The sequence below is a fragment of the Vibrio kagoshimensis genome (assembly GCF_050337535.1).
Lineage (GTDB): Bacteria > Pseudomonadota > Gammaproteobacteria > Enterobacterales > Vibrionaceae > Vibrio > Vibrio gallaecicus.
On sequence record NZ_JAKJSZ010000025.1, the window covers coordinates 12086 to 26432 of the forward strand.

Below are 14347 nucleotides of genomic sequence, written 5' to 3' on the forward strand. Positions count from 1 at the left end.
GAGTATATCCAGTGAGTGAGTAAAAGCAAAGCAATTGGTTGTTTTTAATTCATTTTAAATAATTCTTAACCAACCCAAGAGAGGTAACGCGTGAAAACTCATGAAAATATTCACTAAATAATGCCCACCTCCCTAACTGCTATAAGAATAAACACCAGCTTGTTTGAATTTCCTTTGCAGATCACTAATGAATCTCCACCTATAATCAATCAGGTGATGAATGATTTTGATTAAACTTAACGCCAACATGACTAATTCCAGTAAAAGGTTCGACCAGTTTCTGGTATTCTTGCTCCGCTTAAAATTTGCGCCTAGGCCTATCTCCATTTCACCTTTAGTTTTTACCTTCTACAGTTTGAAATAGAGATGCGCTTAAGCATTGCTACATAACTATTGTTCCCTAACTTTTGAGGCAGAGAACCTTTATGTCTTCTGGACAATCTTTTTCACGTTCATTAATGAAACTTCCTTTATCGGTATTAGTAAAAGGGACATCTATTCCTTCTAACCCGATTGAAGAGCTGAACATTGATGTAAATAAACCGATTGTGTATGCCTTACCTTTCCGTTCAAGTGTCGACTTACTGACTCTACAAAAACACGCACTTGAATTAGGCTTACCTGACCCACTTAGCCCATTAGAGCTAAATGGTAAAACACTGCAACGCTATGTGTTTATCTCATCACGTCCAACACTGCTGAAAAATGATGAGTACGTACCGACCTCGTCTATTGAACTGTTTAGTGAGTTACTAAAGCAGCACGGTGAAGATACAGAGCTAGATATTCAAGTCATCCCCGCCACCGTGCTTTGGGGTAGAAAACCTGGTAAAGAGAACAAGCAAAAGCCGTATTTACAGGCAATGAATGGTCCTGAAAAAGCCAAAGCTGTACTGCTTGCAGGTAGAGATTGTTTGGTTCGTTTCAGCCCAGTCGTTTCCTTGCGCTATATGGCTGACTCTCACGGCACGGACACATCAATTGCACACAAATTAGCACGTGTCGCGCGTATTCACTTTTCTCGTCAAAAGCTTGCAGCTTCAGGTCCTAACCTTCCTAGCCGCCAAGCGTTGTTTGATCGCCTCTTAAAATCAGAAGCCATCAAAAAAGCAATTGAAGACGAAGCAAAATCGAAAAACATCTCGATTGAGAAAGCGAACAAAGAAGCGCAAGACATCATGGATGAAATTGCAGCTGACTTTTCTTATTCGTTAATCAAGCGCGGTGAAAAATTACTGGGTTGGCTTTGGAATAAACTGTATCAAGGCTTACACATTAACAATGCATCAACGGTTCGTAAGCTTGCTCAAGATGGTCATGAAATTGTGTATGTGCCGTGTCACCGTAGCCACATGGACTATTTACTACTTTCTTACGTCTTGTATCACGAAGGTATGGTTCCTCCGCATATTGCTGCAGGTATTAACCTTAACTTCTTCCCTGCAGGTCCGATTTTCCGCCGTGGCGGCGCTTTCTTTATTCGCCGTAGCTTTAAAGGGAATAAACTTTACTCAACCATTTTCCGCGAATATTTAGCGGAGCTATTCACTAAAGGCTATTCAGTTGAATACTTCAGTGAAGGTGGTCGTTCTCGTACAGGTCGTTTACTGCAAGCTAAAACAGGCATGTTAGCCATGACTATTCAGGCAATGTTACGAGGGTTAGATCGCCCTGTAACCTTAGTGCCAGTCTATATTGGTTATGAGCATGTGATGGAAGTAAGCACTTACGCAAAAGAATTACGAGGAAAACGTAAAGAGAAAGAAAATGCAAGCCTAGTAATTCGTACCCTTCGTAAGCTAAGAAACTTTGGACAAGGCTATGTAAACTTTGGTGAGCCAATTCCGCTTAACCAATACTTAAATGAACATGCTCCGGAGTGGACTCAAGATATCGATCCTATGGGCGCAAACAAACCACAATGGATGACGCCTGTTGTGAATGACCTAGCAACAAAAATGATGACACACATTAATGATGCAGCAGCGACTAACGCACTGACATTATGTGCGACCGCTTTGCTTGCTTCTCGTCAGCGTGCATTGTCACGTGATTCTCTTGTCTCCCAAATTGAGTGTTATTTATCTATCCTGAAAAATGTGCCTTACTCGTCGACTTACACCATCCCAACAGATAGTGCAGAAGACTTGGTAAAACACGCTGAATCGTTAGATAAATTCTTAATTGAATCAGACTCTATGGGCGATATTATTTCTTTAGACCGTCACCAATCCATTTTGATGACTTACTATCGCAATAACATCATCCACTTATTTGCTCTGCCTTCTTTGATTGCGCAGATGCTCATTCGCCAGCGCAGTTTATCTATCGATACTATCCAGAAGAACATCGCAACTCTCTATCCATTCCTTAAGAAAGAGCTGTTCTTAAGTTATGAAGAAAACAAACTGGATTCTGTTGTAGCGGACATTATCGCCGAGCTGGCTCAACAAGGGATGATTGTTGTCGAAGAAAACGAAATCACGATCAACCAATCCAATAGCCAACCTTTGATGCTATTAGGTCGCACAATTTCGGAAACTTTGCAGCGTTACTCAATTGCGCTTAACTTGCTGGTTCAAACACCAGAACTAGACAAAGCTGAATTGGAACAAAAGAGCCAAGACATTGCACAGCGCCTAGGTCGCCTCCATGGTATCAATGCTCCAGAGTTCTTTGATAAAGGCGTCTTTGCTGCAATGTTCACGACACTGAAACAGCAACAATATCTAGATGAAGATGGTAACTGCGACTTAGAGAAAACGAAGCCGTTTGCCTACCTACTCTACTCCATGCTTTACCCAGAAGTTCGTTTAACGATTCAAGAAAGTATTCACCAAGCTGAAATTGCTAGTGAAAATGAATAGCGTTAGGTCATCAGTAATAACAAAAAAGGCATCCTATTGGATGCCTTTTTTATTCCTAATATGCTCAAGTTACTTCAAATAACGGGCTAAAACTTAATCTAACCTGTTACCTAAGTCAGCATAGCTACCAGAATGCCACCAGCAAGCCAGCTGTGATTGCCATACCTACATAGTTATTATTTAAGAATGCCTGAAAACATAAATCTCTATCACGATGGCGCATTAAATGTTGCTGATAAACAAACAAGCTACCGACTACCAATAAGCTCCAGTAAAAACTGTCACCTAACTGGTAATGCATACCTAAAGCAATCAACATCGCTAGAGTAATTAACTGAAGTAAACCTATGGTTAGCTTGTCAAAGCGACCGAATAAAATAGCTGTCGATTTGATACCAATCTTTAAATCATCATCCCTATCCACCATTGCATACTGCGTGTCATAAGCGATCGTCCATAGAGCATTGATCGCAAAAATAAACCACACAATACTAGGTAGCTCATTGGTTTGGGCCGCCCAAGCCATTGGTATTGCCCAGCTAAAAGCAAGCCCAAGGAATAATTGAGGAAGATGAGTAAAACGCTTCATGAATGGGTAAATAAATGCCAATCCAATTCCCGCGAAAGAAAGCTTCACGGTTAATGGATTCATTGTCAGCACAAGCAAAAATGAAACCACCGCAAGGAAAAGGAATAACCCAATAGCTTCTTTACTCGTGACTACGCCTGATGGCAAAGGTCGGTTTTTGGTTCGCTTAACGTGACCGTCTACTTTACGATCAGCAAAGTCATTGATAACACACCCAGCCGAGCGCATTAAAAACACGCCTAAGATAAACACAATCAGTACATTTATGCTTGGCATACCTTCCGCGGCGATAACCAATGCCCATAAGGTTGGCCATAACAACAATAACGTACCAATTGGGCGATCCATTCGCGTTAATTGCCAATACGCTTTCGCTTTGGTGGCGAGCATTTACACATTCTCCTTGGCGTAAATTGGTGATTCAGGTAAGAAAAGTTCAGCGACAAGCATAGGCTTATGGTTCATCCATAAACGAGAGCGACGAGCTAACAAACGAACCCCTTCTATATCTACCCAACCGACTTGCAAAGCATCTCTTTTAACATTTTCAGCGCTAAATACTGTTAGACCTAAAGGGATGTTGCCCTGCTGGGAAAGATCATAGCTCTGATCTTCTAGGGTGATACGTGGAATTAACGTTCGCCCGATCACCCACTCGACATCATCACCTTGTAAAATCACTTTACGTAGCAAACAATCTGAAGAGGAAAGCAGAGTTTCTTCATCTTCTTTCAAAAGTGAACTTTCAATAACTTGGTTGTGTAGCAGCTCAACTGACAGGTGTTGACAATGCTTCTCAAGTAAACGAGAAAGCGACCCTTGCTCCATAAGCCACCGCTGTGCAGTTTTGCTTGGAAAAGCGAATGTTTCGGTATTTTGCCAATCGACATTCATTAACAAATTCAGATAGAGCGGTATTGACTGATTCATACTAGTATTCAATAAGTGGCTTTACGCGTACAATAAACCTGCAACTAATGACCACAATTAACCATCAGCTATGTTATAAACGTATTTAGATTTAGACCGTTCATTGTAACAAGACAAACGCGTTTCGAATATCGCGATTAAACTAAAGAAAAGTCAGAAATATGCACAAACGTTATGTAACCCAAATAATTCTCGCGATTAGCCTACTTTTTTCGGTACCAAGCTTTGCAGAAGAAGAAAATGCAACGCCTCAACTTGCATACTTTACGCTTGAGCCGGATCTAACGACTAATTTCCATACAAAAGGTAAGAAGCTTGGCTACATTCAAGTTCGTATCGATATCATGGTTGCGAATAGCATCGACCTTGAGTTAATTGAATTGCACCAGCCTTTAATCAGAGATGCTGTGATTGAACTCCTTGGTAAGCAAAGCGAAGACACTATCAAGTCTCTTTCTGGTCGTGAAGACTTACGAAAAACTTTAGTCGACCATTTGAACAAAATTCTGCTGCCAGAAACCGGAAAAACGGTAATTGCAGATTTACTGTTTACTAAATATTTGTATCAATAAATTTCATACATAAAAAAAGCGGCTTTCAAGCCGCTTTTTTATTACTGGTTTATCGTAAAAATAGGTTGCTCAGTGACGTCAACAATCGAGCTCCGACCATAAAAACGAAAACTATCTATACATAATCTATGAACTGCGCTGAACCGTTTTAGCAGCATCCAACCAACCAAGTGCAATGCCCGAAGCCAAACCGGCTAAATGAGCCGTATTCGCTATCGCCATAAATGGTTGAACATAGCCCAATGCCAACCAAATAAGCATAAAGCCAACAACCTGCTTTTGAATACCTAAGCCTAATTGTGGTGCTCTAACACTCAATACCCATAAGTAACCGACCAGAGCATAAACAACCCCAGACAAACCACCAAAGTTAGCCCCTTCTATCCAATACTGACCTGCGCCAGATAAAGCTGAAGAAACAACAAAGATTTGCAGAAGTTTTAATCCACCAAGCTTCTTCTCGATGTCTCCACCTAACTGCCACCACCACAAAATATTAAAAGCGATGTGAATAGCAGAGAAATGAAGTACAGCATGACTGAGCCAACGCCATAGCTGCCACTGCTGCCCTTCAACAGCAGGGAAATGCAAAGCAGAAAAAATTTCGCTTCCAAAACCTACCTGTTGTAATGCAAAAATGACAATACACACAACCATTAAACTCAAAGTTACTGGTCCAGCTTTCGCTTTGATCATGCTGATAAAACTAGGAGTACGATAATGCAGTTTATTCTTGCGAGTTTCTGCCATATTCCAAGATGCCGCTTGATAACGAGCATGAGTGGGTTCGGCAAGAAAACGTTGTAGCTCGGATTCAGCTTCAATTTGATATTGATTATCTGTTAGCCATAGAGCGAACTTCCCCTCTCCATCTGGAGCCAATTGGATTGGGATGCGGCGAGAGTCCATATAATCAATAAATGCTTGAGCAAGTCTTGGGTTGTCTATTGCTATTAATCGAATCATATTTTCTCTCGCTTGCGGCTTTCTAGCCAGTAATCACGGGTAATTCAGCTCGATGCCATGCTTCAAAGCCACCATCGACACTGTATACCTCTTCAAAACCTTGATTCACTAAATATTGAGCGGCACCTTGGCTGCTGATCCCGTGATAGCACATCACTAAAACCGGTTGTTCAAACTCTACCTCATCCATGAATGAGACCATAGTATCGTTCGTCAAATGATATGCAGTTTCCGGGTGAGCAACAGCAAAAGATTGTGGGTCTCTAATATCCACTAGCCTTGCTTCTTTTTGCTGAATCAAAGCTTGCGCACCTTGAACATCGATATGCTTAAATTGGTCCATTACCTTCTCTTTTATGACTATTTTTATTTGCTGCCATTGTAACCTATCCCAAGACGAACATTCACATCCAGTTATTAAGGTTATCCACCAATGATCACTTTTCCATCATTTGTGGATAAAACTGTGGATTGCGTGAATAAAGTGTCTTTCTCAAAATAGATCCACTAGATGTAGTAATGATCCTGATCTAACTGTGAGTTAATAGAAACATATCCCCACGAGAAAAATAGCTCTCTAGCCTTATAACACCCTGCTTTTCGACAAGTGACGAATAAACTTCTCACAGAGTTATCCACATTTTTATTGGAATAATATCGATCACTTCTGTTACTTTTGCGATCCAAATAAAAAAGCCGAGATCTCTCGATCTCGGCTTTATATAAAACTATACGCACTAAGTGCATGTCATACGAAAAAGGCTAAAAGTCGCCTACCGCTTGTTTAAGCTTTTTCATCGCATTTTTTTCTAGCTGACGAACACGCTCTGCTGAAATACCGTAAGTATCCGCAAGGTCTTGAAGTGTAGACTTCTCATCATCCAACCAACGAGAACGCACAATATGCTGGCTTCTATCATCTAAGCTTGCTAACGCTAAGCCTAAACGATTATTCGTGTGTGATTCCCAGTTCGCAGCTTCAACTGTATCAGCTACATCAGACGCTTTATCTTCTAAGTAGTAAACAGGAGCGGTATACGCCGAACTTGAGTCATCATCATCCATTGGAGCTTCGAATGTAGCATCTTGCGCAGCAAGGCGAGACTCCATCTCTCGAACCTCAGAAGGTTCAACACCTAACTCGCGAGCAACCGTTTCAACTTCACCATTATTGAACCAACCTAAACGCTTTTTAGACTTACGTAGGTTGAAGAACAATTTACGCTGAGCTTTTGTCGTTGCAATCTTAACGATACGCCAGTTACGTAATACATACTCGTGGATTTCAGCTTTGATCCAGTGAACAGCGAAAGAAACAAGTCGAACACCAACTTCAGGATTAAAGCGTTTAACCGCCTTCATCAAGCCGATATTACCCTCTTGAACAAGGTCTGCCATTGGTAACCCGTAACCAGAGTAACCTCTCGCTACGTGCACAACGAATCTCAAGTGAGAAAGGATCAAGCCTTTCGCGGCATCAATCTCACCTTTGTAATGTAGTCTTTCTGCAAGTTCACGTTCCTCTTCAGGTTTCAGCATTGGGTAGCTGTTCGCTGAACGGATATAGCTGTCTAAACTATCTTGTGTAACTAGAGACATTTGATACGCGTTTGCCATTCGGTTCCTCATCAATCGCTGATCTGGAGTATTTTTGCTATTAAAACCCGCTAATCTTGAACCTAAAATGAACAGGATTCAAGGAGGGGGAAGTTATTATGCATAATCATTTCGTCTATACAAGGCAATTACTGGGTAATACTTGCCTATTTTTTGTCTAAATATGACCGCATTCAACTAAACTGGTTCAATTTCTTTTAGGTGTCGCTGTGCTGAAAGACGAGCTGCGATACTGCCTAACAAGGTGCCCACTATTAATAGCAATAGGGATTCATCCCAGCTGAGTCCAATCAATCTAAAGTGGCTATCGTATAACTGAGCCAACTCGTCCACCGCACCATTCAGTAATATCGTAATTAATGCTGTCATTACCCATGCCGCCACAGCGCCAAGTACACCAAACCACATACCTGAATAAAGATAAGGGCGCAAAATGAAGCTGTCCGTTGCACCAATTAACTTCATGGTTTGAATTTCTTCTTTTCGTGCCAGAACATTAAAGCGCAGCGTATTACCAATAATTAAGAATACTGCTCCAAGCATCAGTAATGTCAGAGTGATGACGATAACCGCAGCTAATGCTTTAATGGCATCAAGCCTTGCTAACCAATCTTCATCCAATCGAACATCTGTAATAGAAGGCTGTTGTTTAATTTTGCTCGATATACTTTTTGTTGCTGAATTATCTTCAACACTTGGTGTAATAACTAAAACACCAGGCAGAGAATAATCATCCAACAACGATAATGCGTCATCAAAGCCGGAATATTGGCTTAGTTCTTCTAAGCCCTGTTGCGGAGAAATATATTCAACTAGCGCAACCTGTTCCCAACTTTCGATTTCATCTTTCAACACCATGACTCTTGGCTCTGGTGTACCCTCTTCTATATAAGCACTGATTTGTGACGGGCTTGCGACATCTTTTGCGACTTCGCTGATATTTTTTCCCAATAGATACAAACAAGCGGGCATCGCCAGTGCCATTGAAATAACGGCAAGTGTTAAAATGTTACCAATTGGTCTCTGCCATAATTCTGAAAAAGAGGATTTTGCTTGTTTTAGGTGGATTCTAAAAAAGCCATCACTCGCAGGTCGATTATTGGCTCTGCTCGCTTTCGGTGCCGGCTTTTTGAGACGTTTGTTACCTGCCATAATCTTCAACCTCACTCAAGAAGCCTTGGTTCAGCTCAAGATGGCGATATTGAGGGCGAGTATTCACTAACCCCACGTCATGTGTAGCTAAAAGAATAGTGACACCCGCACGGTTGAACTCTTCAAAAAGTCGTAAGACTCGATTCGAAAGCTCTGGATCCAAGTTGCCCGTGGGCTCATCAGCTAAAAGTAATGTTGGTCGGTTTACCACAGCACGCGCAATACCGACTCGCTGCTGCTCACCACCAGAAAGTTGGCTAGGTAAACAACGGGCTTTATCCAATAGATCGGTTTTATCTAGTGCCGCATTGACCCTACGTTTAATCTCATTTTCTGAGATAGACTCAATACGCATAGGCAGTGCAACATTGTCAAAAATAGAACGATCCATCAGTAGCCGGTGGTCTTGAAAAACAATACCGATATTGCGGCGTAAGAACGGAATATCTTTAGAGGGGATACGAGTGATATCGTGATCGTTAAAACGAATTTTTCCATCGGTTGGGCGTTCAATCGCACAGATCAATTTCAACAAGGTACTTTTACCCGCCCCTGAGTGACCACCTAAAAAAGCCATTTCACCACGTCGAAGGTGAAAGTCCACTTTTTGTAACGCTTGGCGCCCGCCTCGATAGGCTTTGCTCACTTGCTGAAATTTGATCACCGAACATTCCTCTTACGATCACTAATATCAAATTTAAATCGTAGTACTTTAACGTTTAAAACACTTTACTACGTAAACTCACGGCAAGAATTATTCTTCTCGGCTGAATAACGCTTCGATGAAATCTTGAGATTCAAACGGACGTAAATCATCGATACCTTCACCCACTCCAATAAAACGAATTGGAATTTGGAATTGATCTGCAATAGAGAAGATAACGCCACCTTTTGCCGTTCCATCCAGTTTAGTCAACGTAATCCCAGTTACTGGCGCAACTTCACTGAATAGCTTCGCTTGGCTAATCGCATTTTGACCGGTACCGGCATCTAATGTCAGCATAATTTCATGTGGTGCTGAATCATCAATTTTTTTCATTACGCGAACAATCTTGCGTAATTCTTCCATCAAGTTGCTCTTGTTTTGCAAACGACCCGCAGTATCTGCGATAACCACATCAACACCACGCGCTTTAGCAGCTTCAATCGCATCATAAATTACAGAAGCACTGTCAGCACCCGTGTGTTGAGCGATAACAGGAACATCATTACGTTCACCCCACACTTGTAACTGCTCAACTGCGGCTGCACGGAATGTATCACCCGCAGCAAGCATGACTTTCTTGCCTTCGCTTTGGAACTGCTTCGCTAGCTTACCAATAGTGGTCGTTTTACCGACACCGTTCACACCCACCATTAAAATAACGTAAGGCGTTTTCGTTGTATCCACAACCAGTGGCTGCTCTACTTGGCTTAAAATTTCAGCCATCTCTTCTTTTAACAGACCGTATAACGCCTCGCCATCTTTCAAATCTTGGCGAGTTGCTTTATCTGTTAAGTTTTCAATAATTTTTACGGTTGTTGGCATACCAACATCAGCAATCAATAACTGCTCTTCCAGCTCTTCAAAAAGATCTTCATCAATCTCTTTGCCTTTGAATAGACCAAAGAAGCCAGCACCAATATTTGCTTTAGTACGGCTTAAGCTACGCTTTAATCGTGTGAAAAAGCTTTCTGTAGGTTTTTCTTGTTCTTGAACACGAGGAACAACTGGTGCTTCTGCTTCTGCTTCTGCTTCTGCTTCTGCTTCTGCTTCTGCTTCTGCTTCTGCTTCTGCTTCTGCTTCTGCTTCTGCTTCTGCTTCTGCTAGCTCAGTGTTAGGTTCTTCTTCTACAGGCTCAAGTTCTTGTTCCTGAATTTCTTCCAGGTTCGCTTCTATTTCCTGATCAGCTTCTGATTTCTCAACCTGTTTTTGTTGCTCTGATTCAACTTGAGACTCTTCTGTTTCAACAGCCTCTTTTTCTATTTCTGCAGGTTGTTCTGCTTTTGATTCGTTTTGCGTTTGTGGGCTTTGTTTTTCTTCACCAAAGCCAAGCCACGATAATAAACCGCGCTTCTTTTTTTCCGCCATCAGAGGGGTTCCCTAGATCTACTTATTAACTTTATTGACTAATACACGCGACTCTTTACGCTACCTATACAATTCGTATTTTGCATAAGCGAATAGTAAAGAAAAATGACAAAGCAGTGATAACTTTTCGTTTAGCTTGCTACACTTTGTCATTGCAAATTTATTTAATACCCGAGCCAAATTAAATTTGGGCTCGGTATAGTATCACTTTATTAGCGGTCAAAAAATCTATGGTAAGACGTCGCCAGCAAAACACATCACAAAAAAAGCCATCAGGTGGCTTTGTTCGAATCATTAGTGGCTCTTGGAGAGGAAGAAAGCTTCCGGTTCATGACTTGGAAGGGTTACGACCAACCATTGATCGAGTTAAAGAAACGCTTTTCAATTGGTTAGCTCAAGAAGTACCTCATTCTACCTGCTTAGACGTTTTCTCTGGTTCTGGCGGCTTAGGCTTTGAGGCGGCTTCACGCCAAGCCAAGCTTGTCACTTTACTAGAAATGAACCCAAAGGCAGCAAAGCAACTGTCGGATAATGCGAAAGAATTGAAAGCAGACAATATTAATGTTGTGAATACTGATGCGCTTTCTTACCTTCGTAATCAAGGTACGCCACACGATCTAGTGTTTATCGATCCACCTTTCCGTAAAGGCTTACTCGCAGAAACAGTTCAACTACTTGAGAGTAATGGCTGGCTCACTGATGATGCCATCATCTACGTGGAAACAGAAAAAGAGCTCGCATTAGAATCCATGCCGGAAAACTGGGAACTGTACCGAGATAAAACAACCGGTCAATCCAGCTATCGATTGTTCAATAGAACGCTCGTTGAATCCGAAGAATCATAAAAATAGATAGGGCAACAGAATGAAAATATTGCTTACCTTAGCCAAAGCGGCGATTGCTTTTGTTTGGCTAGTTTTAATCATCAATATATTTAACCCTTTCCCAGGTAACTCAGCGATTGCGCTATACATCATGACGGCATTTTTGTTCTTCATGCATGGGTTGCAGATGTTGATTTTCATTGGAGCGTTTGGCGACAAGATATCGATGAGTCGTTGGGAAAAGTGGTCAATTCTTATTTTCGGTATTTTTGCTTTGCTTGATATCCGACGCAAGCACATGATGTAACACTATTCGTGGAAAACTATTTAAGGAAGCCAACGCCTTATTTAGGGGACACAAAAAGGCAGCTCACTTGAGCTGCCTTTTTGTTTGTTCAATTCGCGTAAGAACTATCCAAGATAACCCTTCACGCCGTCTAGGAACATCTGAGTCGAGATCATTACTAGTAGCAAGCCCATCAAACGCTCTATCGCCTTCAAGCCTCTTTCTCCTAGAACTCGTAGGAAGAAGCCATTAAACATCAAGATAAAGAAAGTCGCGCCCCACGCTAGCATCACTGCTCCAGAGAGCTCTAACATGTTATCCGGGTGCTGCGTCGAAAGCAGAATCAGTGCAGCAATCACCGATGGACCCGCAATCATAGGAATTGCCATTGGCACGATAAACGGTTCTTCACCAGCCGCTAACCCAGTAATGCTGCCGGCGCTTGGGAAGATCATCTTAATGGCAATAATGAATAGAATTATGCCGCCAGAAATACTTAAAGTTTCAGGCTGAACATGTAAGAAGTTCATGATGCTTTGACCTGCGAACAAAAATAGCAGCAGGATTATAAGTGCAAAGATTAGCTCTCGAACGAGAACAATACGACGACGCTTCGGGTCTATATGCTTAAGGATAGAAAGGACGATTGGGAGGTTACCAAGCGGATCCATAATAAGAAACAGCATGGTAGCTGCGGATAAGATTTCCATAAGTTTGTCTCGAAAAGCGAAGTTGCGCGGAGTATAGCAGCCTCAATCTCGCTTTTCGAACTCTAGATACACTATTATTTCAGAGATTATAAAACAAAAAAATCAAAGTATATCAACGAACTAGTACGTAATAATAAACTTAATGACTGCATACACGATGGGTATTTGTACTTAGCTTGTCACCAACTAACACCACTTTTTCCATCTTAAGAAAGAAGGTTAATAAACGGTCTAAATCTAAGTCGTTGAGTTTACAAGTATGAAAGCGTGCATCCGCTCCATATTGCTCTGCCAATACTGCTTCCAGTTCTTCTCGGGTCAGAGGGGTTTCATTCAGCAGGTTTAAAACACTATGGGCATGAATTTCAGTTGTCATCTTATAAGTCTCATTTTAATCAACGAAGACCTAGAATACTGATGTATGAAAAAATCAGTTTGATACTAAACAGGATTTATTTAATTAACTGCGTAGCTGACTCCACTACGCGATTTAAATAACGCCTACTTAAAATAGAGGCTGTTAGGCAGCGTAAGAAAAAGAATTACGAACCATACTAGTCATGAATTTAACAAGCAAAGCCGTAAATGAGTAACGAGCTAGCAGTTAAAGAACTAGAGACGAGACTATTAGCCCATGAGCTAAGAAGTAACTGCCCGTGACCCAAACATAGGAACGGCGAATCGGGCTGCGATAGCTATTCAGTGCATAGGCAAGAGCTGAAAGCAGTAATACACACGCACCAACAAAACCAATACCACTCGCTAGCGTTGGTGAGGTTAACCACACTTCTCCTGACGCCCAAGACAGTTGAATAAGCATGATGCCCATAATAACGACTGGGAATACCAGTTTATCTAGCTGAGGAAGCAATAAAAAGAAAGCAACAATACTTGCGGCAAGCAATAAGGCAAATAGCCACCAAACCATCTCTCCGGACAATTGAAGCCAAAATGCTTTGCTGTAACAAAATTGGGCAACAAGGAAGCAAATGAAATGAAAGGTACGTTTTCGCTTTAAGGTATGCAAAGTATCAGCAAGTGCGGACACCGCTAAACCGCCCACAATCCAATATGTATGCTCATAGATAGAAGCCTGAGTCATAGCAATGATGATCAGTAAGGCAAAGGTAAAGATTTTATACAGTAAGGACTGAGCGATAAACCCATGTTTCGTACCTGATACAGCTCCAATACTTGCTAATGAAACCGCCAACCAACTCCACATACGCTTACCTTATTACTACAAATCGCGGTCAGTCTAGGCACACTGGCTTTGATGTAAAGAGCCAGCACTTCAAAATTGGATCTTGATTACGGTTCCACTAAAAAGCTACGGTAAAAATTAGATAAGAGGATTTAATAAGGAACTATTCTAGTTTCCTGACCTTGACCACTTTATGACAATTATTCACCGCGAGACCGATTTCAACCTTCCGAGCCTACAAACTTTACGTTCGCTATTAACCATCCTCTCGAAAACCTTTACACAAAAAACATTTAAACTGGAAAAAATTAAGAATTTAAACAATAAAAAACAATAACTTAACAATTAAAATCACAACTTATAAAGTTAATAGAACTCATAGCTTCGCCAATCATTCAAACCAACGAGATTTAAATTAAATATCTTAAAAATCACCAAAGTTATGCCCCGACGAACGAAAACCCCACATACAAAGCCATCAAAAACCAACAAACAAGCCTCAGTGCAACATCCCAAACCATGAAATCTATTAATACACTTTAACAACTATTAACAATAT

The 14347-nt window shown here is 41.3% G+C and carries 15 protein-coding genes; 4 read left to right on the top strand and 11 right to left on the bottom strand.

The features are described 5' to 3' along the window. Positions 1 to 425: 425 nt before the first annotated feature. Complete coding sequence (gene plsB / locus L4C37_RS19710) at positions 426 to 2867, top strand: glycerol-3-phosphate 1-O-acyltransferase PlsB (RefSeq protein WP_137375501.1); 2442 nt, start codon at positions 426 to 428, stop codon at positions 2865 to 2867. Positions 2868 to 2991: 124 nt separating this feature from the next. Here plsB and ubiA read toward each other — a convergent pair whose 3' ends face one another. Further along, a complete protein-coding gene (ubiA, locus tag L4C37_RS19715; protein WP_137375500.1) occupies positions 2992 to 3846 on the bottom strand; it encodes a 4-hydroxybenzoate octaprenyltransferase in 855 nt (284 codons plus the stop codon). Continuing rightward, a complete protein-coding gene (locus L4C37_RS19720) occupies positions 3847 to 4386 on the bottom strand; it encodes a chorismate lyase (protein WP_273294488.1) in 540 nt (179 codons plus the stop codon). A gap of 161 nt (positions 4387 to 4547) precedes the next feature. Between L4C37_RS19720 and L4C37_RS19725 the strand changes: the two genes are divergently transcribed. Next, positions 4548 to 4958, top strand: coding sequence for a flagellar basal body-associated protein FliL (locus L4C37_RS19725; protein ID WP_372266356.1), 411 nt, complete (start codon positions 4548 to 4550; stop codon positions 4956 to 4958). Between the two features lie 126 nt (positions 4959 to 5084). Here L4C37_RS19725 and glpG read toward each other — a convergent pair whose 3' ends face one another. From glpG to ftsY, 6 genes are all read right to left on the bottom strand, one after another. Further along, the gene (gene glpG, locus L4C37_RS19730; RefSeq protein WP_429769580.1) at positions 5085 to 5924 is read right to left on the bottom strand and encodes a rhomboid family intramembrane serine protease GlpG; all 840 of its coding nucleotides are present in this window, start codon (positions 5922 to 5924) and stop codon (positions 5085 to 5087) included. 22 nt (positions 5925 to 5946) lie between these two features. Then, positions 5947 to 6267, bottom strand: a complete 321-nt coding sequence (glpE, locus tag L4C37_RS19735; protein WP_137375496.1) for a thiosulfate sulfurtransferase GlpE — start codon at positions 6265 to 6267, stop codon at positions 5947 to 5949. 419 nt (positions 6268 to 6686) lie between these two features. Next, positions 6687 to 7541, bottom strand: a complete 855-nt coding sequence (gene rpoH, locus L4C37_RS19740) for an RNA polymerase sigma factor RpoH (RefSeq protein ID WP_137375495.1) — start codon at positions 7539 to 7541, stop codon at positions 6687 to 6689. A 177-nt stretch (positions 7542 to 7718) separates the two neighbouring features. After that, complete coding sequence (gene ftsX / locus L4C37_RS19745; protein ID WP_429769582.1) at positions 7719 to 8693, bottom strand: permease-like cell division protein FtsX; 975 nt, start codon at positions 8691 to 8693, stop codon at positions 7719 to 7721. Next, positions 8683 to 9357: a cell division ATP-binding protein FtsE gene (gene ftsE, locus L4C37_RS19750; RefSeq protein WP_171734960.1), complete on the bottom strand. Its 675-nt coding sequence runs from the start codon at positions 9355 to 9357 to the stop codon at positions 8683 to 8685. Before ftsE ends, ftsX begins: the two co-directional genes overlap by 11 nt. 90 nt (positions 9358 to 9447) lie before the next feature. Next, positions 9448 to 10764 carry a signal recognition particle-docking protein FtsY gene (gene ftsY, locus L4C37_RS19755; RefSeq protein ID WP_429769585.1) on the bottom strand — a complete coding sequence of 439 codons (1317 nt, stop codon included), beginning with the start codon at positions 10762 to 10764 and terminating at the stop codon, positions 9448 to 9450. A 230-nt stretch (positions 10765 to 10994) separates the two neighbouring features. Here ftsY and rsmD point away from each other — a divergent pair, with 230 nt between their 5' ends. Both rsmD and L4C37_RS19765 read left to right on the top strand, forming a co-directional pair. Beyond that, positions 10995 to 11609 carry a 16S rRNA (guanine(966)-N(2))-methyltransferase RsmD gene (rsmD, locus tag L4C37_RS19760; protein ID WP_137375491.1) on the top strand — a complete coding sequence of 205 codons (615 nt, stop codon included), beginning with the start codon at positions 10995 to 10997 and terminating at the stop codon, positions 11607 to 11609. Positions 11610 to 11628: 19 nt separating this feature from the next. Continuing rightward, positions 11629 to 11895 carry a DUF1145 domain-containing protein gene (locus tag L4C37_RS19765; RefSeq protein ID WP_137375490.1) on the top strand — a complete coding sequence of 89 codons (267 nt, stop codon included), beginning with the start codon at positions 11629 to 11631 and terminating at the stop codon, positions 11893 to 11895. 104 nt (positions 11896 to 11999) lie between these two features. On the opposite strand, the gene L4C37_RS19770 is transcribed toward L4C37_RS19765, so the two are convergent. The 3 genes from L4C37_RS19770 to L4C37_RS19780 form a co-directional block, all read right to left on the bottom strand. Then, positions 12000 to 12584, bottom strand: coding sequence for a YhgN family NAAT transporter (locus tag L4C37_RS19770; RefSeq protein ID WP_137375489.1), 585 nt, complete (start codon positions 12582 to 12584; stop codon positions 12000 to 12002). Between the two features lie 139 nt (positions 12585 to 12723). Beyond that, positions 12724 to 12960, bottom strand: coding sequence for a YecH family metal-binding protein (locus L4C37_RS19775; protein WP_273294477.1), 237 nt, complete (start codon positions 12958 to 12960; stop codon positions 12724 to 12726). Between the two features lie 228 nt (positions 12961 to 13188). Continuing rightward, positions 13189 to 13809 (bottom strand): lysoplasmalogenase, encoded by a 621-nt coding sequence (locus tag L4C37_RS19780; protein ID WP_273294476.1) that lies wholly within the window; start codon positions 13807 to 13809, stop codon positions 13189 to 13191. Positions 13810 to 14347 lie beyond the last annotated feature (538 nt).

Excerpts from the sequence above, each read along its gene's own strand:
- plsB (WP_137375501.1), top strand. The coding sequence starts at position 426 with ATGTCTTCTGGACAATCTTTTTCACGTTCATTAATGAAACTTCCTTTA.
- ftsX (WP_429769582.1), bottom strand. The coding sequence starts at position 8,693 with ATGGCAGGTAACAAACGTCTCAAAAAGCCGGCACCGAAAGCGAGCAGA.
- L4C37_RS19780 (WP_273294476.1), bottom strand. The coding sequence starts at position 13,809 with ATGTGGAGTTGGTTGGCGGTTTCATTAGCAAGTATTGGAGCTGTATCA.
- ubiA (WP_137375500.1), bottom strand. The coding sequence starts at position 3,846 with ATGCTCGCCACCAAAGCGAAAGCGTATTGGCAATTAACGCGAATGGAT.
- L4C37_RS19720 (WP_273294488.1), bottom strand. The coding sequence starts at position 4,386 with ATGAATCAGTCAATACCGCTCTATCTGAATTTGTTAATGAATGTCGAT.
- L4C37_RS19725 (WP_372266356.1), top strand. The coding sequence starts at position 4,548 with ATGCACAAACGTTATGTAACCCAAATAATTCTCGCGATTAGCCTACTT.
- ftsY (WP_429769585.1), bottom strand. The coding sequence starts at position 10,764 with ATGGCGGAAAAAAAGAAGCGCGGTTTATTATCGTGGCTTGGCTTTGGT.
- glpE (WP_137375496.1), bottom strand. The coding sequence starts at position 6,267 with ATGGACCAATTTAAGCATATCGATGTTCAAGGTGCGCAAGCTTTGATT.
- L4C37_RS19770 (WP_137375489.1), bottom strand. The coding sequence starts at position 12,584 with ATGGAAATCTTATCCGCAGCTACCATGCTGTTTCTTATTATGGATCCG.
- L4C37_RS19765 (WP_137375490.1), top strand. The coding sequence starts at position 11,629 with ATGAAAATATTGCTTACCTTAGCCAAAGCGGCGATTGCTTTTGTTTGG.
- rpoH (WP_137375495.1), bottom strand. The coding sequence starts at position 7,541 with ATGGCAAACGCGTATCAAATGTCTCTAGTTACACAAGATAGTTTAGAC.
- glpG (WP_429769580.1), bottom strand. The coding sequence starts at position 5,924 with ATGATTCGATTAATAGCAATAGACAACCCAAGACTTGCTCAAGCATTT.
- rsmD (WP_137375491.1), top strand. The coding sequence starts at position 10,995 with ATGGTAAGACGTCGCCAGCAAAACACATCACAAAAAAAGCCATCAGGT.
- L4C37_RS19775 (WP_273294477.1), bottom strand. The coding sequence starts at position 12,960 with ATGACAACTGAAATTCATGCCCATAGTGTTTTAAACCTGCTGAATGAA.